Source organism: Desulfatiferula olefinivorans (assembly GCF_054657895.1).
In genome coordinates, this window is sequence record NZ_BAAHXV010000016.1 from 73085 (window position 1) to 95004 (window position 21920).

The 21920-nt window shown below is 58.2% G+C and carries 19 protein-coding genes; 15 read left to right on the top strand and 4 right to left on the bottom strand.

The window, feature by feature from the left end:
• Nucleotides 1-65: 65 nt before the first annotated feature.
• Both ACYQ11_RS12695 and ACYQ11_RS12700 read right to left on the bottom strand, forming a co-directional pair.
• Nucleotides 66-668 carry an HAD family hydrolase gene (locus ACYQ11_RS12695; RefSeq protein WP_459924167.1) on the bottom strand — a complete coding sequence of 201 codons (603 nt, stop codon included), beginning with the start codon at nt 666-668 and terminating at the stop codon, nt 66-68.
• A gap of 3 nt (nt 669-671) precedes the next feature.
• On the bottom strand, nt 672-2399 hold the full coding sequence (locus ACYQ11_RS12700; RefSeq protein WP_459924168.1) for a DEAD/DEAH box helicase: 1728 nt from the start codon (nt 2397-2399) through the stop codon (nt 672-674).
• Between the two features lie 314 nt (nt 2400-2713).
• On the opposite strand from ACYQ11_RS12700, the gene ACYQ11_RS12705 reads away from it, so the two are divergent.
• Genes ACYQ11_RS12705 through ACYQ11_RS12715 form a run of 3 tightly spaced genes read left to right on the top strand, consistent with a single transcriptional unit; the run spans nt 2714 to nt 6198 of the window.
• Nucleotides 2714-4060, top strand: coding sequence for a radical SAM family protein (locus ACYQ11_RS12705; RefSeq protein WP_459924169.1), 1347 nt, complete (start codon nt 2714-2716; stop codon nt 4058-4060).
• An 11-nt stretch (nt 4061-4071) separates the two neighbouring features.
• Nucleotides 4072-4992, top strand: coding sequence for a 50S ribosomal protein L11 methyltransferase (gene prmA, locus ACYQ11_RS12710; RefSeq protein WP_459924170.1), 921 nt, complete (start codon nt 4072-4074; stop codon nt 4990-4992).
• 15 nt (nt 4993-5007) lie between these two features.
• Entirely contained in the window at nt 5008-6198 is a 1191-nt protein-coding gene (locus ACYQ11_RS12715) for a DNA polymerase IV (RefSeq protein WP_459924171.1), read from the top strand.
• On the opposite strand, the gene ACYQ11_RS12720 is transcribed toward ACYQ11_RS12715, so the two are convergent.
• Nucleotides 6176-7366, bottom strand: a complete 1191-nt coding sequence (locus ACYQ11_RS12720) for an AI-2E family transporter (protein WP_459924172.1) — start codon at nt 7364-7366, stop codon at nt 6176-6178. The two genes, ACYQ11_RS12715 and ACYQ11_RS12720, sit on opposite strands and share 23 nt — an antisense overlap.
• 346 nt (nt 7367-7712) lie before the next feature.
• Between ACYQ11_RS12720 and ACYQ11_RS12725 the strand changes: the two genes are divergently transcribed.
• From ACYQ11_RS12725 to ACYQ11_RS12770, 10 genes are all read left to right on the top strand, one after another.
• Nucleotides 7713-7997 (top strand): RNA recognition motif domain-containing protein, encoded by a 285-nt coding sequence (locus ACYQ11_RS12725; protein ID WP_459924173.1) that lies wholly within the window; start codon nt 7713-7715, stop codon nt 7995-7997.
• Between the two features lie 333 nt (nt 7998-8330).
• Nucleotides 8331-10136, top strand: a complete 1806-nt coding sequence (locus ACYQ11_RS12730; protein ID WP_459924174.1) for a methyl-accepting chemotaxis protein — start codon at nt 8331-8333, stop codon at nt 10134-10136.
• A 20-nt stretch (nt 10137-10156) separates the two neighbouring features.
• Nucleotides 10157-10504, top strand: coding sequence for an STAS domain-containing protein (locus ACYQ11_RS12735; RefSeq protein ID WP_459924175.1), 348 nt, complete (start codon nt 10157-10159; stop codon nt 10502-10504).
• Complete coding sequence (locus ACYQ11_RS12740) at nt 10504-10869, top strand: response regulator (protein WP_459924176.1); 366 nt, start codon at nt 10504-10506, stop codon at nt 10867-10869. Before ACYQ11_RS12735 ends, ACYQ11_RS12740 begins: the two co-directional genes overlap by 1 nt.
• 55 nt (nt 10870-10924) lie before the next feature.
• Complete coding sequence (locus ACYQ11_RS12745) at nt 10925-12979, top strand: chemotaxis protein CheA (RefSeq protein ID WP_459924177.1); 2055 nt, start codon at nt 10925-10927, stop codon at nt 12977-12979.
• A 35-nt stretch (nt 12980-13014) separates the two neighbouring features.
• Nucleotides 13015-13545 (top strand): chemotaxis protein CheW, encoded by a 531-nt coding sequence (locus ACYQ11_RS12750; protein ID WP_459924178.1) that lies wholly within the window; start codon nt 13015-13017, stop codon nt 13543-13545.
• A gap of 52 nt (nt 13546-13597) precedes the next feature.
• The gene (locus ACYQ11_RS12755; RefSeq protein WP_459924179.1) at nt 13598-14464 is read left to right on the top strand and encodes a CheR family methyltransferase; all 867 of its coding nucleotides are present in this window, start codon (nt 13598-13600) and stop codon (nt 14462-14464) included.
• A 26-nt stretch (nt 14465-14490) separates the two neighbouring features.
• Nucleotides 14491-15558 (top strand): protein-glutamate methylesterase/protein-glutamine glutaminase, encoded by a 1068-nt coding sequence (locus ACYQ11_RS12760; protein WP_459924180.1) that lies wholly within the window; start codon nt 14491-14493, stop codon nt 15556-15558.
• A gap of 19 nt (nt 15559-15577) precedes the next feature.
• A complete protein-coding gene (locus ACYQ11_RS12765) occupies nt 15578-16180 on the top strand; it encodes a chemotaxis protein CheD (RefSeq protein WP_459924181.1) in 603 nt (200 codons plus the stop codon).
• Between the two features lie 44 nt (nt 16181-16224).
• Nucleotides 16225-18504 carry a methyl-accepting chemotaxis protein gene (locus tag ACYQ11_RS12770; RefSeq protein ID WP_459924182.1) on the top strand — a complete coding sequence of 760 codons (2280 nt, stop codon included), beginning with the start codon at nt 16225-16227 and terminating at the stop codon, nt 18502-18504.
• Nucleotides 18505-18728: 224 nt separating this feature from the next.
• Here the strand turns inward: ACYQ11_RS12770 and ACYQ11_RS12775 are convergent, their stop codons facing one another.
• The gene (locus ACYQ11_RS12775) at nt 18729-19694 is read right to left on the bottom strand and encodes a universal stress protein (protein ID WP_459924183.1); all 966 of its coding nucleotides are present in this window, start codon (nt 19692-19694) and stop codon (nt 18729-18731) included.
• A gap of 342 nt (nt 19695-20036) precedes the next feature.
• On the opposite strand from ACYQ11_RS12775, the gene ACYQ11_RS12780 reads away from it, so the two are divergent.
• Nucleotides 20037-20603 (top strand): CBS domain-containing protein, encoded by a 567-nt coding sequence (locus ACYQ11_RS12780; protein WP_459924184.1) that lies wholly within the window; start codon nt 20037-20039, stop codon nt 20601-20603.
• A 269-nt stretch (nt 20604-20872) separates the two neighbouring features.
• Nucleotides 20873-21898 carry a dihydroorotate dehydrogenase-like protein gene (locus ACYQ11_RS12785; protein ID WP_459924185.1) on the top strand — a complete coding sequence of 342 codons (1026 nt, stop codon included), beginning with the start codon at nt 20873-20875 and terminating at the stop codon, nt 21896-21898.
• Nucleotides 21899-21920: the final 22 nt, after the last annotated feature.

Here is a 21920-nt window from a genome sequence, read left to right on the forward strand (position 1 = left end):
TGAAAATATAATGGGATCGAACGGTCAGGTCAACAGTAAAACCCGGCCGGCCCCGGGGCGGTGAATCAAATGAGAGACAGGCTGGACAGGGTGCGGTTCAAATCGTCGAGGCCGACGACCTGATGGGCGTTGAGGCCGGCCTGTCGGGCCGATGCGATGTTGTCCGGGTGATCGTCGAAAAAAAAGATCTGTTCGGCGGGGCTGTCCAGCTGATCGATCACATAGGTGAAGGTATCGATGGCCGGCTTGACGCGGCCGATCTGATGGGAGGGAAAATTGTGATGGAAATACCGGTCGATACCGAAACGTTCACAGAGATTGGTCCAGTGGATGGCATTGGTGTTGGACAGACTGGCCAGGGTGTAGCGTTCCGAAAGAGCAGAAAGAAGGCGGCGGGAGCCGGGGAACAGATGGTTCGACCATGAAGAAAAATGGTCCAGAAATACGTCGATGTCGATGGACAGGGCGTAATCGTCGATCACGCCCTGGGCAAAGGACCGGGGATCGAGCAGGCCGCTTTCAAACCGTCGCACCGCCTCCGAATGAAGCCAGATCGACCAGAGTTCGTCGACCGAAAGCCGGTGACCCGTCCATTCGCGCATCTGGGAAACACCGGTCAGTTCGATAAAAACGCCCCCAAGATCGAAGATCAGGGTCGGTTCGTTCATGGGTCACGCTTCCGGTGAACGATCGGGCTTGGACGGACGTCTCGAGCGGGATCGTCGCCTCGGGCCCGAAGCGCGGGGGGGGCGGGACGAGGACGGGGCATCACCGGAATCCGACGGGGGACGACGGGAGTCACCGCCTTCGGACCGGGGTCTTCGGGTGCGGGATCGTTTGCGCTTTGGATCGGACACACGGTCCGACGCGTCGCCTCCGGCATTTCGGACTGGGGCCGGCGGGTCGGCGAGCAGGCAGTCGTCGGGGTGTTCACAGACCAGATCGTTGCCAAGGAAGGCCTCGATGTCGGGAATGTGAAAGGAATCATCCTCGCAGGCGAAACTGACGGATATCCCCTGGGTGCCGGCCCGGCCGGTGCGGCCGATCCGATGAACGTAGCTTTCCGGATCCTGGGGCAGGTTGTAATTGATCACATGGCTGATATCATCCACATGAAGACCGCGGGCCGCCACATCGGTGGCCACCAGGACACGGCATTTGCCTTCGCGGAAATCCTCCAGGGCCCGGATGCGTTTGTTCTGCTGGATTTCACCGGAAATCAGGGCGGTTGAAATGCCGTGATTGCTCAACTTGCGGGACAGATCCCGGGCCTGGTCACGCCGGTTGGTGAACACCAGAACCCGTTCGAGTTTTTCCTGGGTGATCAGATTGTAAAGCAGGGAAAATTTTTCACTGGTCGTGGTGATGTAGATGACCTGCCGGACCGATTCCGCCGCCACATGTTCCGGTTCGATTTCCACCTTGCAGGGTTCGCGGGTCCACTGTTCGGCCAGTCGGGTGACTTCGGGGGTGAAGGTGGCGCTGTAGAAAAAGGTCTGCCGCTGATCCTTGTGGGGGGTGCTGTAGACGATTTTCCGGACATCGGGGATAAACCCCATGTCCAGCATCCGGTCGGCTTCGTCGAGCACCAGAATTTCCACCTTGTCCAGCTTGATCAGCTGCTTGTTCTTGAAATCGATCAGACGGCCGGGGGTGGCCACGATCACGTCAAAGGATTTTTCCTTGAGGGCCCGGGTCTGCTTTTCATAGCCCATGCCGCCAAACACCGACAGGATTTTGAAGGGGGTGTATTTGGAAAGGTCCAGGGCGTCTTTTTCGATCTGCAACACCAGTTCCCGGGTCGGTGCGAGAATCAATGCCCGGGGCTGACCCTTTGGAGGGCCGCCCTTGACGGGATGCTTGAACATATGGGTGAAGATGGTGATCAGAAAGGCGGCGCTTTTCCCCGTCCCGGTCTGGGCCTGGCCGATGGCGTCTTTGCCGGAAAGGGCCTGCGGCAGGATACCGGCCTGGACCGGCGTGCAGTACTGAAAATTCAGGTCGGCAACGGCATGAAGGATCGAAGGCGGCAGGTCGAGGTCATGGAACCGGACCTTGCCCTCGGCCGGAGGAACCTTGAAATCGTCGATGCTCCAGGGGGCGAGGGTCTCCTGCTTTTCGGGCTGGGGTCTGGGTTCACGGGGCTTGGGAGCCGATGTCCGTGCCGGTTTTTCGGATTTGGGCCGTTGATCACGGGGCCTGGGAGCCGGTGTCCGTGAGGGTTTGTCGCTTTTGGTCCCTGCGTTGCGGGGATCGAACCGGGGCGATCGTTCCTTTTTGTCCGTTTCCGAATAGGGGACGTTCCTGACAGCTTCTCGTGATCGTTCAGCAAAGGGGATGGCGGCTGACCGCTGTTTTTTGAAAATGGATTTTAGTTTTCCAAAGAAATGTCTTATCACCGTGTACCTATATGTTGTTTATGCCGTTCCACCATCAAAGGGGCCTTTGGGGATTATTTCATGCATCCGGCCGGCGGTGCGCCGTATTAAATTCATAAAGCGGCAAAGCGAGAAGATAATGTGAAATAAATCCCGAAGCACTTCCGTTAAATACCGGACACATATAATCATCAATGGGCGACAAATACAAGAAAAAACCTGCCGGCCGACAGTTCGGGCAAGGGCAGATATGATAATTCGGTTTTGAAAGATCGGGTTTTGTGGTAGTAGACGGGAAAAAATCGTCTCAACCGTGAATCAAGGACGCCATACCGGTGAACAGACAGGGCAAACGTAAGAAAAAAACAGCGCGAAAACCGGCGGGAGGGGCTTACATCGAGGCTCTGGTGGCCCGACCCACAGGCGAGGTGTTCGAACTTTCAGGGTACGCCGCGCTGGGCATGGACGGGGACCGGTTTGTTCCGCTGACCGACGGAAACACCGGGGCCATGCCCCACGGCAGTGAAATCATGATGCTGCCGGACCGGAAGCCCATGGTTTTCAACCTCAGGCGGGGATGCGTGGAAACCCTCGAGGAAAACCCATATGAGCCCGGTGAGCCGCTGTTTCCCGTGGCCGTGTTCAATTCACCCGGGTATGTCAATACGGCGGTTTGCGCCTATGAGGAACGAGCCGGCGCCGGATTTCTGCCCCTTTTTTCTTACGGAGCCGCCGGATGGGGTCCCGGCGGTTTCCGTTCCGCGGCCATACAGGTGGATCGTGAACGGCGCCAGGATCTTCGTTTGATGCCCCTCGACAAGGTCCGTGCCGGTGTTGCGTCCCTCAGAGTCAAATACCCCGAAAACCGCCTGAGAGAGCATCTGGAGCATTGCGCCCTGGTCAGCGGGTGTCCGGCGGCGAAGAATTTTTTCATCGGGCGGTGCGAAGCGCCCCTGCCCAGCTCCCGGCACTGCAACGCCCGCTGTCTGGGATGCATTTCCCTCCAGACGACACCGGCTCTGTCCTGCTGCCAGGAGCGCATCGCCTTTACGCCCACGCCCGATGAAATCGCCGAGGTGGCCCTCGAGCACATTTTTGCGGTCGAGGAGGCCGTGGTGAGTTTCGGCCAGGGCTGTGAAGGGGATCCCCTGATGGTCGGAGAGGTGATCCGCGAGGCTGTGCTGATGATCCGCCGTCAGACCGATCGGGGAACCATCAACGTGAATACCAACGCTGGCCTTCCCGCTCAGGTCGAGGCCCTGTTCGATGCCGGGCTGGACAGCATGCGGGTGAGCATGAACAGCGTACGGGAAGCCTGCTACACGGCCTACTTCAGGCCCCAGGGATACCGCTTCGCCGATGTGCTGAAAAGCATCGACATCGCCCGTTCCAAGGGTGGATTTGTGGCGATCAACTATTTGAACTGTCCGGGCATCACCGATACGGTCCAGGAGGCTGCGGCCCTCCTTTCCTTTATGAAGGAGCATCCGGTCCATCTGATTCAATGGCGCAACCTGAATTACGATCCCCTTCGGTATTATCAGGTGATGCGCAGCGCCGACGCCCAGGACGGTCCCATGGGCATGGGACGTCTGATCACCACGCTGAAAAAAACGTTTCCCTCGCTCAAACACGGGTATTTCAACCCCCCCAAAGAGCGGTTTTCAATACAATTATCCTGAGGGCACCGACAATGAAATGGATAGAGATTGCCGTGTTTTTTCAACCCGACGAAACGGTTCTGGTCGAGGAGTTGATCGCGTTGGTGTTCGAAGACGCCGGCGTGGGCGGGGTGTCGGTGGAGCGGCCCGATCTGGAACCCCCCGAAGGCTGGGACCCGGGACCGGTCAGCCGTCCGGAACGCTTCTGCGTCCGGGGGTACATTCCGTCGGACGACGGGGCCCGGGCGGTCTGCCGCACCATCGAGCAGGGCATTGACCGGCTGAACGGCCAGGGCCTTTCTCTGTCCATTTCCTACACCGGCCTGGCCGACGAGGACTGGTCCGAAACCTGGAAAGAATATTTCAGGCCCGAGCGAATCGGTGAACGGATCGTGGTCAAACCCACCTGGCGGGATTACCGGCCCGAACCGTCGGACATCGTGGTCGAGATCGATCCGGGCATGGCCTTCGGCACGGGCACCCACCCCACCACCTCCATGTGCGTCCGGCTGATTGAAACCTATCTGAGGCCGGGTCAATCCTTTCTCGATATCGGGACCGGGTCGGGGATTCTGATGATCGTGGCGGACAAGCTGGGCGCCGGACCCATGACCGGAACGGATCTGGACCCCACCGCCGTGGAAACGGCCCAAAAAAATCTGTCGCTCAACCAGGTCGCTCCGGACCGGTTCCGCCTGGTCAAAGGTCATCTGTCGGACGGGGTCCGGGGACGTTTTCCCCTGGTGGCGGCCAACATTCTGGCCGAGGTGATTCTGGTTCTTCTCGATCAGCTTGGTCAGGTGATGGAAAAGGACGGGATTTTCATCTGTTCGGGAATCCTCGAGGAAAAGGCCGACACGGTGGCCGCGAAAATGGAAGCAACCGGATTCCGGATTCTTGAACGACGCACCCGTGACGCCTGGGCGGCCCTGGCCGGTCGGTATTCGGGATGATGCGGGGCAGGCGCCGTGATTCTCCACCTTGACATGGACGCCTTTTTCGCTTCGGTCGAACAGCGGGACCATCCCGAGCTCCGGGGCAAACCGGTGATCATCGGCGGACGGTCCGAGCGGGCCGTGGTGTCCACGGCAAGCTACGAAGCCCGGGCCTACGGTGTCCACTCGGCCATGCCCCTGTATCAGGCCGTGAAACGCTGCCCGGCGGCCCGGGTCATCCGGGGCGACATGGCCCGGTATCGTGAGGTGTCCCGGCGCATCTTCAGCCTGCTTGAGCGGTTCTCCCCCTCCATCGAACCGGTCTCCATCGACGAAGCCTATGTGGATATCACGGGCTGCGAACGGATCTTCGGCCCTCCCCGTGAGATGGCACGGCAGATCAAGGCAGCCATTGTCGAGTGCGAGCATCTGACGTGCAGCATCGGTATTTCCCCTTTGAAGTTTCTGTCCAAAATCGCCTCGGACATGAACAAGCCCGACGGTATCACCCTGATCGGTCCCGATGAGGTTGAAGAGGTCCTCTTCCGTCTGCCGATACGGAAGGTGCCGGGGGTGGGGGACCGAACCTTTGAACTCCTTCGGGCCCTGGGGGTAAGAACCCTGGGTGATGTGGCCCGCGTGCCCGATCATCTTCTGACGGCCCGGCTCGGGGCGTACGGCCTGCGCCTGAAGCAGCTGAGCTGCGGCATCGATCACAACAGGGTCTGTCCGGTGTCGGAGCGCAAGTCCGTCAGCACCGAAACCACCCTGGATCGGGATACGGGAGACCGGGAGGCCTTAGCCCGGATTCTGCTCGTTCAGGCCGACGAGGTGGCCCGGCAATTGAGGCAAGAAGCGGTCAAGGCCCGGGTGGTGACCCTGAAAATCACCTTTCCGGATTTCAGGCAGATAACCCGGCGCCATACCCTTGCCGCGCCCACCCAGAGCGCCCGGGATATTTACCGTGACGTGATGCGGTTGTTTGAAAACGAGTCATTCGGGGCCGTTCGGTTGATCGGTCTCGGAGCCGCCGGACTTCTGCCGGAGCGGCAGCCGGTTCAGGCCGGTCTGTTCGAAAGCCGGGAAAATCCCTCCCGGGCGCGGTGGGAAAAGGCCGAGCGGGCCGTGGATTCCATTGTGGGTAAATACGGAAAAGCCCTGGTGAACCGGGCGGCGGCGGTCCTTCCGGCTAAGGGTCCGGTCAGCGACGATCCTGATCGCTGAGAAATTCCTTGAATTCCATGTTGTAGATGTAGATCAGAATAAGGGAAAGGCCCACGATCAGGGGGCCGTAGAGCAGGCCCATCAGTCCGAACCGGCTGAGCCCCCCGATCAGCGAGAGAAAAATCAGAAGGGTGTTCATGTTCGCGCCGCCCTGCATGAACAGGGGACGCAGGACGTTGTCGATTCCGCCCACCACCAGGGTGCACCAGAGGGTCATGAAGAGCGCAAGGCCCCAGTGTCCGGAAACCAGGAGAAACAGGGCCGCCGGAATCCAGACCAGGGCCGTGCCCACCACGGGGACCAGGGAGGTGAAGGTCATGACGGCTCCCCAGAACAGTGCCGGAAGGCCGCAGACGGCGAAGGCGATTCCTCCGGCGACGCCCTGGGCCAGGGAGGTGGCCAGGGTGCCCAACAGGGCTGATTTTCCCACATCCTTGATTTTCTGGAGAATCTGTTCCTCCTGACTTCCGGACAGGGGGATCAGGTGCAGCAGCCGCTCGACAAGATGGGCTTCGTCCCGGATCACGAAAAAGAAAACCACCAGCATCAGACCGAATTTCGCGATCAGCGAACCGATGTTGCCGGCCAGTTGACCGCCGTGATTGAGAAGCTTGCGGCCGAAGGCGGCGGTGGCGTCCATCACCAGTTTGTCCGGTTTCATGTGGGTCAGGTCCAGGGACGGAAACAGTTTCTGGATGTCGGGCAGCCGGGTGTGGACCCAGTCATACAGCCCGGTGACCAGGGGATGATTCAAAAGGGTCTGGTACTGTTCGTCGGCGATCCAGGCCGTGATGGCGTTGAACGAGACAATGCCCTGATGGATCAGGGCGATGAGAATAAGGGACAGGGGGATGATCACCACGACGGTCACCAGCAGGCAGGTCAGGGCGGCGGCCAGGTTTTTCCGGTGACCCAGAAGCCGCTCGATCCTGGCGTGGACCGGGCTGACGGAAAAACCGAGAATGACGGCCAGAAGGATGGTGTCCAGGTAGGGACGGAACATGGAAAAACAGCCCAGAAAGACGAGAAACATCAGGAAAAACAGAAAATAATGGGCGTTGATTCCGACGGTTTCCGGTCCGGACGACGGGGTCCCGGCTTCGGCGGCCAGGGCCCGGGCGGTTTTCCTCGGAAGTTTGAACGACGTTTTCGATCTGTATCGGCTCATGGCGTTCGGTATCCCGGTTTGGTGAAGACGGTTGATCGATCGACCTGTGAGGGAAAAACATACCGCCGGAATGATGCGGTGTCAAACAAATGTTGAAAAGGCCTTCCCCGTGAAAAAAGCAAACAACCATTGTAAAGAAGGGGGTTATTTTCTATAAAGAATAAATCTTGACGGCTTCGTAAAACGTCCGATTTCTGCGTTGCGCTTCATCCCTCGTCACTGCGGCGTACCCTAAGTACGCCTCATTCCTCGGGATTCGCGACGCCTTGAACTCGAACGTTTTTCTTTGCCGTCATTTGATGACTTTTTATGAGTTCATCAAATCTTTAAAACGAAAGGAAAATGAATGAATTTTTATATCGGGAATCTGAGCATGGGTGTGACGGAGGATGATTTGAAAGCGGCTTTTTCCCGCTTCGGTGATGTGACCGCCGTCAAGATCGTCAAAGATCGGTTTTCCGGGAGTTCGAAAGGCTTCGGCTTTGTCGAAATGCCCGACAATTCCGATGCGGATCGCGCCACCAAAGCCTTGAATCATACGGATATGAAGGGCCGGCTCATCCGGATCACCCAGCAGGACGCCCGCAGCGCCAAGCGGCGTCAGAAAAAAAAGCGGTTCCGGGCCGGATGAAACCGGTAAGACGGTCGGTCGACGACGTGTCGCATCGGCCCTCGCCGGCGATGAAACGATCGCCGGAATTCCCATGCGCCGGACCGTCACGGTCCGGCTTTTTATTTCTTTCAATCGCCTTTTATCATTAGCGTTTGCCTTCTTCGGGCAAGTTTGGTAAACTTTCCGAAAGTCTTCACAGCCACGCCGTGGCGACATTTCTTGTCAAGTTTTTATCATTCCTGACGATATGGATTAAATCGTACCGGGCAGGATGCCCGGATATGTTGCCTCTCTCAGGCGGCCTCGTTCCATGATGTCGGGGAAGCGAACACAGCGAGCGGATACCCAGCCATGAATCAACAGACAGATCGTTTTGAAAACGAGCGGAATACCGTGCCTGATTTTCCGGTGAACCCGGAGGCGCTGGCCGATGACCTGACCGATCTCAAACACGCCCTTGACGACATCAGTGTCCGTACCGAACCCCGGTTCATGGAGCTGGGCGGTCTTCTTCAAAAGGCCAACGACCAGGGACGGAGCATCGGACAGAAGGCCGAAGACATCGTTACGATGGCCCAGGGAGACGAGGGAAACCTTCGTCTTGCGGCGATTCGGCAGATGATCGGCCGGTCGCTGAAGGCGCTGGAGTCCCAACGGGAAACCCTTGCCCTGCGGTCCGGGTCGGTCCGGACGGTGGTCGGCAGCCTTACGGAGCTTCAGACGAAAAACGAGGATATCGAGCGCCTGGCCAAATATCTGAGGGCCGTGGCCCTGAATATTTTTATCGAAACCTCCCGATCCCAGGCCCTCAGTGAGAATTTTTCCATCATTGCGACGGAAATCAAGCAGCTGTCCGAAACCATCCTGACGCTGTCTAAGACCATCCGCGAGACGGCGGCCGAATCGGGAAAACGCTTTGCCTCGATCCGCGATGACATCGAGGCCGGTGTGGACCGGATGGCCAGGCTGACAGGCGACGCCGATCGCTCCGTGGGCCATGCCGTGGAACAGACGGACGCCTGGATCAGTCAGGTCGGACACACCGCGTCGTTCTGCGTGGACCATCATGCGGTCATCCGGGACGAGGTGGGAAAGATCGTCATGTCGCTTCAGTTCCATGACGCCATGCGCCAGCGGCTCGAACACATTGGAACCGGTCTCGACGACATGGCCGCCATGTGCCGGACAACGGATACCGGAAGGCCGGACACGGACCGTGAAAACAGGGCCATGATCCATACCCTCTGCGGTCTGTTGTCCGACCAGCTGGCCCAGATCGTCGTGGAGCTGGGCGAGGTCTACGATCGCTGCAAGGCCTCCTTCGACACGGTCAACCTTCGGATGGCCCAGGTTGAACAGTCGGTTGAACACCTGACCTTTGATGACGCCTCGTCTTCGGGCAGGGGGCCCAGGGCCTCGGACAAAGGCGTCGGTCTGGTGGACGCCCTGTCGGCGTTTATGGCCGTGCAAACCCGCGGGCAAACCCTGGCACGACAAATGGACGAGGCCTACGACATGGTTTCCGGGACAGCGGGTTCGCTTTCCGGACAGATCGGAGAGATTCATCAGATCAGCATGGACGCCCATATCAAGGCCCTCAACGCCATCATCGCCGCCACCCATCTGGGAGACGAAGGGAAAACCCTGTCCGTTCTGGCCGGTGAGATGAAAACCCTGTCGGACCTGGTCGACCGGTTTGTCCGTGATGTGGAAACGGTTTTAACCGATCTGGTGTCAAGCGCCAACGTGGAAACATCGGCCGGATCGGATGCCGGCGATGATGACGGCCGGGCCCTCGCCGACAAGGTCCAGGCCCTGCCCGAACTGATCGACCGGATGAAACAGGCCTCCCGTGACATTCGTGAGAACCGGAAACGGGTTCATCAGGTCCATGAGGACGCCCTGGCTCATCTGGGGTTCATGCCGGCCGTGGTCGATGAAATCCTTCGACAGAGAGACCGGCTGGATCGTATTCGCGAGACTCTGGCGCCGTTTAAGGATCTGGGCGTGGATGTCGGAAAACTCCATGATCTTCTTGAACAGCGCTACACCATGGAAAAAGAACGCATGGTTCATCGGAAAAGCCTTTCCGATGAGACCGTCGATCAGGCGGAAACCTCCCCGGACGACCTGGGGGACAATATCGAACTGTTTTAACGAGTGAGGACGGGGAAGTTATGGATATCCGAACGGAAAAAAAAGATCACCTGACGGTCCTTCATCTGAACGGCGACGCCACAATCGCCCATGCCGCCGCCATCAAACGCGCCATGATCGAGACGCTGGAGACGGCCGAGTCCCTGACCGTGGCGCTGGACGCGGCGGCATCCCTGGATGTGTCCTGCGTCCAGCTCTTATGCGCCTGCAATCGGAGTGCTGAAAAAAAAGGAAAAAAAATGAGCCTGACCGAGGGGGACAACGGAGACGCCCTCCGGGCCTTTTTGATCGAAGCGGGGTACGATCCGGAGGGAAGCTGTCCGGAAAGTCCCTGTAAACGGTGTTTGTGGAAAGGAGACAGACGATAATGGGGAAAAAAATTCTGACGGCCGACGATTCGGCCAGCATGCGGCAGATGGTGACCTTCACCCTGACGGGGGCCGGTTACGAGGTGGTCGAATCCGTTGACGGCAAGGACGCCCTGGCCAAACTCAAGGATCCCGACATCGGGATGATCATTACCGACCTCAACATGCCCAACATGGACGGCATCGAACTGATCCGGTCGGTGCGGGGCATGCCCGCGTTCAAGTTCATTCCCATCATCCTTTTGACCACCGAATCCCAGGACGAGAAGAAAAAGGAAGGCAAGGAAGCCGGCGCCACCGGATGGATCGTCAAACCCTTCAAGCCCGAACAGCTGATCGGGGTGGTCAAAAAAGTGTTTGGTTGACCCGGCCCGGCACCGCCATCGACGCATCATTGTCACCCCAACGTGAGGAATGATCATGGAAAACCAACGGCAGGCGTTCAAGGAAGAAGCGTATGAACTGTTGACGGAACTGGAAAGCTCCCTTCTGGAACTGGAAAACAGTCCCGGAGATATGGAGCAGATCGGCCGGGTGTTCAGGGCCATGCATACCATCAAGGGGTCCGGGGCCATGTTCGGATTCAATGACATCGCCGAATTCACCCACAACGTGGAAACGGTCTTCGATCGGGTGCGCAGCGGCCGCCTTCCGGTCACACGCAAGCTGGTGAGTCTCACCCTGTCGGCCCGGGACTACATCAAGGAACTGCTCGATGCGGCCGGGCAGGAAGACACGGTGGACAAAACCCAGGCCCGGATGATCATCGATGAGCTTCAGACCCTGACGGACCAGCCGGGGGCCCTGGAGGAGGAGCCGCAAAGGGTTTCTGAGGCCCCGGAGGCCATGACCACCTTCCGGATCCGTTTCAAGCCCCACCCGGATATTTTTTCGTCGGGCACCAACCCCCTGCTCCTGATCAATGAACTCCGGGACATGGGAGACTGCGTCGTTGTGGCGCATACGGAAAACCTGCCGCCCATCGAGGCGCTCGATCCCGAAGCCTGCTACCTCTACTGGGACATCATCCTGACCACGGCCAAGGATAAAAATGCCGTTCGGGACGTGTTTATCTTCGTGGAAGACGACGCCGAGATCACCATCGACGTGGTGGCCGAGGAAGATGCCTACGGTCTGACCGTGAACGGCGAGGACAAGCTGGGGGAAATTCTTCTCAAGCGGGGAGACCTGACCGGGGAGGCCCTGGAGCGGGCCCTGAAAAGTCAGAGGCGGATCGGCGAGATTCTGATCGATGAAAAGCTGGCCAGCAAAACGGCGGTGAAATCGGCCCTGGCCGAACAGAACCAGATCAAAAAGCGGATCGGGAAACGCTCCGAGGAAAGTTCGACCTCGAGCATCCGTGTGCCGGCGGAAAAGCTCGATCAGCTGGTGGATCTGGTCGGCGAGCTGGTGACGGTTCAGGCCCGGCTCAGCCAGAAGGCCGTCAATCAGGATGATCCCGATCTGGTGTCCATCGCCGAAGAGGTGGAAACCCTGACCAGCGGACTGAGGGACAACGCCATGGGCATCCGTATGCTTCAGATCGGCACCACCTTTGCCACCTTCCGGCGTCTGGTCCGGGACCTGTCCGGCGAACTGGGCAAATCCATCGAACTGACCACGTCCGGCGGGGAAACCGAGCTGGACAAAACCGTCATCGAACGTCTCAAGGATCCGCTGGTGCATATTATCCGGAACGCCATCGACCACGGGATCGAGGCCCCGGCCGTCCGGAGGAAGGCCGGCAAGCCCGAAGGCGGAACGATCGATCTGTCCGCCGAGCATTCGGGAGCCCATGTGCTGATCCGAATCCGCGATGACGGCAAGGGACTCGATCCGGTGATGATACGGAAAAAAGCCCTGGAAAAGGGACTGCTTCAGGGTGACGAGGAACTCAATGATCAGGAGACGTTGAACCTTCTGTTCGCCCCCGGGTTTTCCACGGCGGAAAAGGTGACCGATCTGTCCGGCCGGGGGGTGGGCATGGATGTGGTGAAAAAAAGCATCGAGAGCCTGAGGGGCAGTATCGACCTTGCCAGCGTCCCGGGCGAGGGGACCGTCATCACCCTGAAACTGCCCCTGACCCTGGCCATCATCGACGGGCTTCTGGTGACCATCGGGTCCGGATACTTCGTGCTGCCCCTGTCCTCGGTGGAAGAATGCGTGGAGCTTCCCAGGGACAGCCGGGGTAAAAACGGCAACATACTCAACGTGCGCGGCGAAATCGTTCCCTTTGTCCGGTTGAGGGACGAGTATGAGATCCAGGAGAAAACCCCGGACCTGGAGCATGTGGTGATCATGGAAACCTACGGCAAGCGGGTGGGGTTTGTGGTCGACCATGTGATCGGAAGCCATCAGACGGTCATCAAGAATCTGGGGGCCGCCTTTCAGGACGCCAGGGATATTTCGGGTGCCACCATCCTCGGAGACGGCACCGTGGCCCTGATCATCGATGTCAACAAGATCGTCAACTAGCCCGGTATCACCGGCAGGTGTGAGGAGGAAAGACCATGGCCGAAGAGCTGAAAATCGAAGCGAACCAGTATCTGACATTCATGCTCGATGACGAGGTGTATGCCCTGGATATCAAACAGGTCCGCGAAGTGCTTGATTTCACGGATATCACCAAGGTGCCCCGCATGCCCGACTTCATGCGGGGGGTGATCAACCTCCGGGGCGGCGTGGTTCCCGTGGTGGATTTGCGCCTGAAATTCAACCTGGGGGCCACCCGGAAAACCGTGGATACCTGCATCATCATCATCGACGTCACCCTGGACGGGGAAACGACCCTTCTGGGCGCCCTGGCCGATTCGGTCCGGGAGGTTCTGGATCTCGACCAGAGCCAGATCCAGCCGCCTCCCAAGATCGGCACCCGCCTTCGTACGGACTTTATTCTGGGTATGGGCAAAAAAAACGACACCTTCATCATCATTCTCGATATCGACAGGGTGTTTTCCAGCGAGGAACTCAGCCGGGTCACCGAGGGCCGGAGCGAGGCCGCGGAAGAGGGGACCCTCAAAGACGCCGCCGTGAATGTTTAGGGGCGCGGTCTCGACGTTCATACGATAACGACGTAAAAAAAGACGACTCCCTATGGCAGACCGGATCAAGGACAACTTTGCAACGAAAATTCTGTCCAAAAGCGATTTCCAAGACCTTGGGCAATTCATCTATACCCGGCTGGGGATCAAGATGCCGGACATCAAGCGGGGGATGATCGAGTCCCGGCTGCGCAAACGCCTGAGCGCCCTGAACATCGATTCCTACTCCGGCTACTGCGCCTATCTGTTCAGTCCGGAAGGCATGGAGAAGGAGCTGCCGTATTTTATCGATGAAATCACCACCAACAAAACCGATTTCTTCCGGGAGCCCCATCATTTCGATTTTATGCTGGACACGGCCCTGCCCGATCTGGTCCAAAACCGGGGGGCGGGGATCAACCGGAAGCTGACGGCCTGGAGCTCGGCCTGCTCCCGGGGAGACGAGCCCTATACGCTTGCCATGGTTCTCAGTGAATACGCCCGGGCTCACCCCGGGTTTGACTATTCGATTCTGGCCACGGACATCTCGACCCGGGTTCTGGAAACGGCCGTGTCGGGGATCTACGACGCCGCGCTGATCGAGCCGGTGCCCATGGAATACCGGCGACGCTATCTGCTGAAAAGCAGGGACAAAACCAAACGTCTGGTCAGGATCAGGCCGGAGCTTCGGCAGAAAGTCGTTTTCCGCCGGCTCAACCTGATGGATGACGATTTCAGGATCCGGCAGAACATCGACATCCTGTTCTGCCGGAACGTGATCATTTATTTCGACAAACCCACCACCGACCGTCTGATGGTCAAACTTTGCAACAAGCTGTCGGCGGGGGGCTATCTGTTTATGGGTCACTCCGAGCTGCTCGATTGCGGCAAACTGCCGGTCAAGGCCGTGGCCCCGACCATTTACAAACGCATCGACTAGACGCACACCCCGCAAAGGACGCTACGATGGGTCAAAAAATCAAGGTTCTGATCGTCGATGATTCCGCTCTGGTCCGCCAGACCCTCACCGGGGTTCTGTCCTCGGATCCGGACATCGAGGTGATGGACACGGCCTCAGACCCCTACATGGCCGCCCGGAAACTGAGGGACGCCGTGCCGGACGTGATCACCCTCGATGTGGAAATGCCCCGCATGGACGGAATCACCTTTCTGAAAAAACTGATGAGCCAGCATCCCATTCCGGTGGTGATCTGTTCGAGTCTGGCGGTGTCCCAGTCGGAAACGGCCCTCAAGGCCCTGGAATACGGGGCCGTTGAGATCATCCAGAAACCCACCCTTGGCACCCGTCAGTTTCTGGAGGAGTCCCGGATCAGGATCTGCGACAGCGTCAAGGCCGCCGCCGCCACCCAGCTGAGGAAGCTGCACAAACGGCATGATGTCGAACCCAAGCTGACCGCCGACGCCATCTTGCCTCCGGCGGCCAAGGCCATGCTGAAAACCACGGAGAAGGTGGTGGCCGTGGGGGCCTCCACCGGAGGGACCGAGGCCCTGAAGGTGTTTCTCGAAAGCCTGCCGCCCGATGCACCGGGCATGGTGGTGGTCCAGCACATGCCGGAAAATTTCACCCGGGCCTTTTCCAACCGGCTGAACGGCCTGTGTCAGGTGACGGTCAAGGAAGCGGCCGACAACGATTCCATTCTCCGGGGCCAGGTCCTGATCGCGCCGGGCAACTATCATGTGCTGATCAAACGAAGCGGAGCACGGTACTACGTGGAGGTCAAATCCGGTCCGCTGGTGTCGCGCCACCGCCCGTCGGTGGATGTGCTGTTCCGGTCCGCGGCCCGGTATGCCGGGAAAAACGCCGTCGGGGTGATCATGACCGGCATGGGGGACGACGGCGCCAAAGGCATGCTGGAAATGAAGGAGGCCGGCGCCTTCACCCTGGCCCAGGACGAAGCCTCCTGCGTGGTGTTCGGCATGCCCCGGGAGGCGATCAGACTCGGAGGGGTGGACAAGGTGCTGTCCCTGGAAAAACTGGCCGGCGAGGTCCTGAGGGCCTGCGCCTTTGCCTGATAAGCGATAATGGATGTTTATGGCCCATGATCCCACATTCAAGGACGACGAGGGTCGTCCCCTGAAAACGGTGACCATCCACATCGGCGAATATTACGCCAGCCGGGAGACGGCGGTGATCACCACCTTTCTGGGATCCTGCGTGGCGGCCTGTCTGTTCGACGGAACCCACCGCATCGGGGGCATGAACCATATTCTGGTACCGGGACGGGCGAGCTTCCGTGATTTCAATGCGCCGGCCCGCTACAGCATCAACGCCATGGAGCTGCTGATCAACGCCATGCTCACGCTCGGGGCGGAAAAACGGAAGATCCAGGCCAAGGTGTTCGGCGGCGCCAACGTGATTCCCGGTCTGACCGAAGGCCAGGCCGTGGGGGCGAAAATTTCCGAATTCGTCCTTGAGTTTCTCGCCTGCGAGGGGATTCCGGTCGCGGCCCGGGATCTGGGGGGATACAAGTCCCGAAAGATTTTTTTTCATACCGATACCGGCGTGGTCTATGTCCGGCGGAGCCATTCCATGAAGTCCAACCAGATGGCCCTGATGGAACGGGCCTCGCTGAACCGGCTGAAAGATATCGTGTCAAAGCCGTCCGACGTGGTGCTTTTTGACCCCTCGGACTGATCGAAAACGGTTTTATCTCATGATCATCAACCGAAGGAGGCGTTATGAATTTCAGGGATATCAAGATCAAATCGAAGATCATCCTCATTGTGGTGATCAGCATCATCACGTCCGTGGGGGTGGTGGGGGGGTATTCCCTTTACAAGACCATTTCCCAGGCCAATGAGGATATCGCCGTCTACAAAAACGAACTGATGAATCAGACCCAGGCTGCGTTGAAAGATCTGGTGGATGCGACTTATACCATGGTGGAAAAAACCTACGAACAATCCGCCACCGTTGAGGCGATCAAACAGCAGTATGGGCGCCAGCTGAAGGATCTGGTGGATGTGCCGTATTCGATGATCAAAAAAGAATATGATGAGGCGGTTCAGGCCAATCGGGGTTCGGAAAACCTGAGTGCTGTTGCCCTTGAAAAGGTCAGGCAGGTTGCAAAACAGGCCGTTAACACGATCCGCTACGATCAGAGCGGCTATTTCTGGATCAATGACACCCAGGGGCATATGGTCATCCATCCCATTCAGCCTGATCTGAACGGCAAGGATCTGAGCGGTTTCTCCAAAAACGGAAAGCTGGTGCTGGCCGAAGGCACCACGTCACCGATGTTTCTTGAAATGGTCCGTCTTTGTCAAAGCAACCCCACCTCTGACGGCTTTGTCAGCTACTTTTGGCCCGATACCAATGACACAAGTCGGATGGTTCGAAAACTGTCCTATGTGCGATTGTTTAGGCCCCTCAACTGGATCATCGGTACGGGTATCTCCGTGGATCAGGCGGAAATCGACGGACAGAACCGCATCAAGGAAATTATCGCCAGCATGCGATACGGTGAGGATGATTATTTTTACATTCTGGACACCAATTACAAACTTGTGTCGCATCCCAACAAAGACCTGATTGGGAAAAGCATGTACGACAGCAAGGATACCAACGGTAAATTTTATATCCGTGATCAGGTCGATGAAGCCACGTCCAAAGGGGAGTCTTACATCGAATTTTATTTTGCCAAACTGGGTTCGGACAAACCCGAACCCAAGCTGTCCTATGTGCGCTTTTTCAAAAACTGGAACTGGATTGTGGCCTCCGGGGTCTACATCGACGATCTTCAGGATCAGATCGCGGCCAAAGAGGCCGTCCTCAAAGCCGCCATGCGCGGCCAGGTGATGGTCATCGCCGCCACCATCGTTCTGTTCGTTCTGGGCGGGTTTGTCTGGGTGTTCTACATGAGCCGCAAATACGTCGAGGAGCCCCTGTCCCAGGGGGTGGCCGTGTCCAACAGCATGGCCGACGGGAATCTGACCATGGAGATCACCATTCCCGGCAAGGATGAACTGGGCCAGCTCCTGTCGTCGATGAAGAATATGCTCGGCAAGCTCAAGCAGGTGGTGATGGAGGTGAAAACCGCCACGGACAACGTGGCCACCGGCAGTCAGCAGCTGAGTTCGGTGTCCGATCAGATGGCCCAGGGCGCCACGGAACAGGCCGCCTCGGTCGAAGAGGTGTCCTCGTCCATGGAGCAGATGGCCGGCAGCATCAAGCAGAATGCCGACAACGCCCAGCAGACGGAAAAAATCGCCATGCGCACCGCCGAAGATGCGGCCCGGGGCGGGGAAGCGGTGACCAAGACCGTGTCCGCCATGAAGGAAATCGCCGACAAGATCTCGATCATCGAGGAGATCGCCCGCCAGACCAACATGCTGGCGCTGAACGCGGCCATCGAAGCGGCCCGGGCCGGGGTTCACGGCAAGGGCTTCGCCGTGGTGGCCGATGCGGTGCGGAAACTGGCCGAACGCAGTCAGGCAGCCGCCGCCGAAATCGGAACCCTGTCGACCACCAGCGTGGACATCGCCGAAAGTGCCGGGGAAATGCTTAACAAAATCGTTCCGGATATCAAGCGGACGGCGGAACTGGTTCAGGAAATCAACGCGGCCTCCAACGAACAGAGTTCCGGTGTGGCCCAGATCAACCAGGCCATCCAGCAGCTCGATCAGGTGATTCAGCAGAACGCCTCGTCCAGCGAGGAAATGTCCTCCACCGCCGAAGAGCTGGCGGCCCAGGCCGAACAGCTCAAGGACGTCATCGCCTTTTTCGATATCGGTGACATGGGATCGGTCTTCGGCGGATCTGCGATGAAAAAAAAGGGTCGCGCACCGGTCGCCCGGATCGCTCAGACATCCCATCCCAAGGGCCGGACGGAACCGCGTCTTGCAAAAGACGGCGGCGACCGGACGGATTTCATCAGGGGCCGGGGCGTGTCCCTGGACCTTGGGGACGACCAGGGGGCCGGAGCGGACGCCCTGGACCGGGATTTTGAAAAATACTGATCGTCCGACAAATGGAAAAAGGATGCGCGTCCGGTATGGGATCCCGGACGCGCCTGGGGAGGGAGAGGTGGTGCATGACGGGTGGGGAGGCCCGTCAAGGAGGTTATGGGTCCAGTGATGGACGGAAAGGAGCCGGATCGGAGGCTCGGGCGGATGCCCGAACACCCCCTCTCCGGCCGGCTGTAAGATGGCCGGGTTGTGCCTCCCGTGATCGGGGAGGATCGCTAATTCATGATCCAGACGGCCATGGAATCGCTCATCTGAATGACCTTTCGGCCCACGCGGCCGATAAAGAACTCGAGGACGGCGCTGTGGCCCCGTCGTCCGAGAACCAGGGTGCCGTATCCCTGCTTGCGGGCCTTTTCAACCAACGCCTGGGAGCGGCTGATATAGCCTTCAAGGGTGCAGGTCTCGACCTTGCCCTGGGGAACACCTTCACTGATCATCCAGGCTTTCTGGCGTTCCATGGCCTTTTCGATTTTACGTCTCTGGTTGTCGATTCGCCGGTTTTCCAGATCCGCATAACCCGAGGCGTCCATGCCCGCGGCAAACAGGTCGTACTCGCCGTCGCCCATGATCCCCAGGGAGCGGATCACATGGCAGAGCATGATGGATTTGGTGTCGCCCACGAAGGACACCAGGCCTTTGACGGCATCGATGGCGCCTTTGGAATCATCGAATCCGGCCAGGATTTTGTTCGTTTCCGGACGGCCTTCGACCACCACCATGGGAATGTGGAACACCCGGGACACCAGTTTGCCCGTGACGGATCCCATGGGAATGCCGGTCACGCATCGGGTGCCTGTTTTTCCCACCACCAGAAGGTCATACCCCTTGTGGGATTCCTCGATGATATCCCGGGTCACCCCGATGGACAGTTCCCGTCGGACATAGCTCACACGGTCTGCCGGGAATCCTTTGTCCAGGAACAGTTCCCGCGTTTTTTCGAGCCGCATGTCCATGTTTTTCTTTCGCATGTCCATCCAGTCCTTGTACGAGGCCTTTTCCAGCTCACCGATATCGGGCTTGTCCTCGATGTCGAAGTAAAGATCCATGATGTCCGCATCCACATAAAACAAAACCACCTGGGTTCTGTCCGGAGGCAGAATCTCGGCGGCGTAGGACGCGGCGTTCATGGACTGGATGGAACCGTCGATTCCGATCAGCACGCGTTTGATGGGTGTATTCATACAATCCTCCTGATCTGCAGGTTGGTGTTATTCTCATCAGGCCGGGTTTTCAGGATCACACCCGGCATCTGCAACAAAACAAAAGCAAGGGCTGTGCCAGAGACGGATTCGTGAAAGAGTCACGGTTTCAGCGGGTTGCCGGCCGGATCGGGGCCGGACGCCGGGCGGGTTCGTCGGATTTCTTTACAGGGTGTAAACCATGCAGATCCGTCAATTTATAAATTCCTTCTCCGGTCGAAGTCGGGTATAATAAGAATGTCATTCAAAGGACCCGGCCCGTCATCCCTTCGGCCGGGCTCCCGCCTCACCCTGACAAACGTTCGGACACAGGAGGTGGCTGAAATGGAAACCTTGCATGTACGTGATCTGATGGTCCCGGCGGAGAGATTCAACACGATCTCCCATCGGGCCAAGTTCTACGACGCCCTGACGGCCATGGAAAAGGCCCAGGAACAATACCTTGCCGGACAATGCGACCAGCGTATTCTCCTGGTTGTGGACGATGAGGGCCGGATTCTGGGCAAACTAAGCCCCATCGATCTGCTTCGGGGCCTTGAAACCAATTACAACCGGGTGGATGTTGAAAAGACGCTGAGTCGCTTCGGCCAGTACTCGGTGTGGAAATCCATCCAGGAGGATTACAATCTGTGGGAAAGCCCCTTCAGGAACCTGTGCCGCAAGGCGGTGGCGGTTCACATCGGGGATTTTCTCAAGGAGCCTCCCGAGGGCCAGATCGTTCACCCGGACGATTCGATCACCAAGTGTTTTCACCTGTTCGTGATGAATCGCCATGACTCGCTGTTTGTGGTGGACGACCATCGGATCATCGGTCTTCTGAGATTTTCCGACGTGTACCGGAATATATCCGCCGCCATGAAGGCATGCCGTATCGACTCATCCGGGGCCTGACCGCCCGGCAGGGCAATCGCACGTTCCACGGTCATGATAACGAGATCATCATATATGCGATTGCCCTGGACCCCCCGGTCGTCCGACTGGTTTTAAACCGAATTTTGTGATAGGATATCCGAACCTTTGCGATCGGGAAACGACGGGTGTTTCGATCGACGGATCGGGGCATGAGTCATGTCGTTTGCGTTTGTTTTTTATTTTCCATGATCGACCGGTTTGTTTTTCGCATGAGTTTCTCTTACCCACTCATAAAGAAGGAGAACGCCATGGATTTATCGACCACCTATCTGGGATTGCCCCTGAAAAACCCCCTCATCGTCGGAAGCTCCGGCCTCAGCAGTACGGTCAAGGGCGTCAAGCGGCTTGCCGACAACGGCGCCGCCGCCGTGGTGTTGAAATCGCTGTTTCAGGAGGAAATTGTTTTTGAAAGCGATGACGTGATCAGCCGCATGAAAAAAGAAAACCCCGATGTTCAGTATTTTGATTACGACGGGAAAAAGAACCCCATCGAGTTTTACGGATACAAGGTCCGGGAAGACAACCTGAACCGCTACACCTCGCTGATCCGGGACTGCAAGAACGAGGTGCTGGTCCCCATCATCGCCAGCGTCAACTGCTTTTACGATTCCCTGGAATGGCTGGCCTTCGCCCGGGAACTCGAACGGGCCGGGGCCGACGCCCTGGAGCTCAACATGTTTTTCCCGCCCACGGACTTCAGTGACAACCGCAAGGACAAAGAGCGCATCTATTTTGATACCATCGCACAGATCAGTAAGGTGGTCTCTATTCCGATTTCCATGAAAATCAGTTATTATTTCACCAATCTCGGCCCCATGATCAAGGCCCTGTCCGAAACGGGCATCAGCGGCCTGGTGCTGTTCAACCGTTTTTTCAGTCCTGATTTCGATATTCAGAAGCTGGAGGTCAAGCCGTCGTTCGTGTTCAGCGATCCCTCCGAACTGGCCATGTCCCTGCGCTGGGTTGCCGTCATGTCCGGCAAGGTCCGCTGTGACCTGGCGGCGTCCACCGGCATTCACGACGGCGAGGCCCTGATCAAGGTGCTGCTGGCCGGTGCCCGTGCCGTCCAGGTCGTCTCGACCCTTTACAAACAGGGACCGGGTCATATGTCGGTGATGCTCGACCGTCTGAAATCCTGGATGCAGTCCCACGGGTTCTCCCGCCTCGACGATTTCCGGGGAAAACTGTCCCAGGAGTCCGGTCAGGATCCCAAGCTGTACGAACGGACCCAGTTTATGAAGTATTTCGCCGGAAAAACCAACGTGATCAGTTGAGACGGATCAGGTGAGGATGGAA

Coding starts and splice junctions, on each gene's coding strand:
- ACYQ11_RS12775 (WP_459924183.1), bottom strand. CDS start 19,694: ATGAATACACCCATCAAACGCGTGCTGATCGGAATCGACGGTTCCATC.
- ACYQ11_RS12735 (WP_459924175.1), top strand. CDS start 10,157: ATGGATATCCGAACGGAAAAAAAAGATCACCTGACGGTCCTTCATCTG.
- prmA (WP_459924170.1), top strand. CDS start 4,072: ATGAAATGGATAGAGATTGCCGTGTTTTTTCAACCCGACGAAACGGTT.
- ACYQ11_RS12785 (WP_459924185.1), top strand. CDS start 20,873: ATGGATTTATCGACCACCTATCTGGGATTGCCCCTGAAAAACCCCCTC.
- ACYQ11_RS12780 (WP_459924184.1), top strand. CDS start 20,037: ATGGAAACCTTGCATGTACGTGATCTGATGGTCCCGGCGGAGAGATTC.
- ACYQ11_RS12750 (WP_459924178.1), top strand. CDS start 13,015: ATGGCCGAAGAGCTGAAAATCGAAGCGAACCAGTATCTGACATTCATG.
- ACYQ11_RS12695 (WP_459924167.1), bottom strand. CDS start 668: ATGAACGAACCGACCCTGATCTTCGATCTTGGGGGCGTTTTTATCGAA.
- ACYQ11_RS12760 (WP_459924180.1), top strand. CDS start 14,491: ATGGGTCAAAAAATCAAGGTTCTGATCGTCGATGATTCCGCTCTGGTC.
- ACYQ11_RS12730 (WP_459924174.1), top strand. CDS start 8,331: ATGAATCAACAGACAGATCGTTTTGAAAACGAGCGGAATACCGTGCCT.
- ACYQ11_RS12765 (WP_459924181.1), top strand. CDS start 15,578: ATGGCCCATGATCCCACATTCAAGGACGACGAGGGTCGTCCCCTGAAA.
- ACYQ11_RS12745 (WP_459924177.1), top strand. CDS start 10,925: ATGGAAAACCAACGGCAGGCGTTCAAGGAAGAAGCGTATGAACTGTTG.
- ACYQ11_RS12770 (WP_459924182.1), top strand. CDS start 16,225: ATGAATTTCAGGGATATCAAGATCAAATCGAAGATCATCCTCATTGTG.
- ACYQ11_RS12725 (WP_459924173.1), top strand. CDS start 7,713: ATGAATTTTTATATCGGGAATCTGAGCATGGGTGTGACGGAGGATGAT.
- ACYQ11_RS12740 (WP_459924176.1), top strand. CDS start 10,504: ATGGGGAAAAAAATTCTGACGGCCGACGATTCGGCCAGCATGCGGCAG.
- ACYQ11_RS12720 (WP_459924172.1), bottom strand. CDS start 7,366: ATGAGCCGATACAGATCGAAAACGTCGTTCAAACTTCCGAGGAAAACC.
- ACYQ11_RS12755 (WP_459924179.1), top strand. CDS start 13,598: ATGGCAGACCGGATCAAGGACAACTTTGCAACGAAAATTCTGTCCAAA.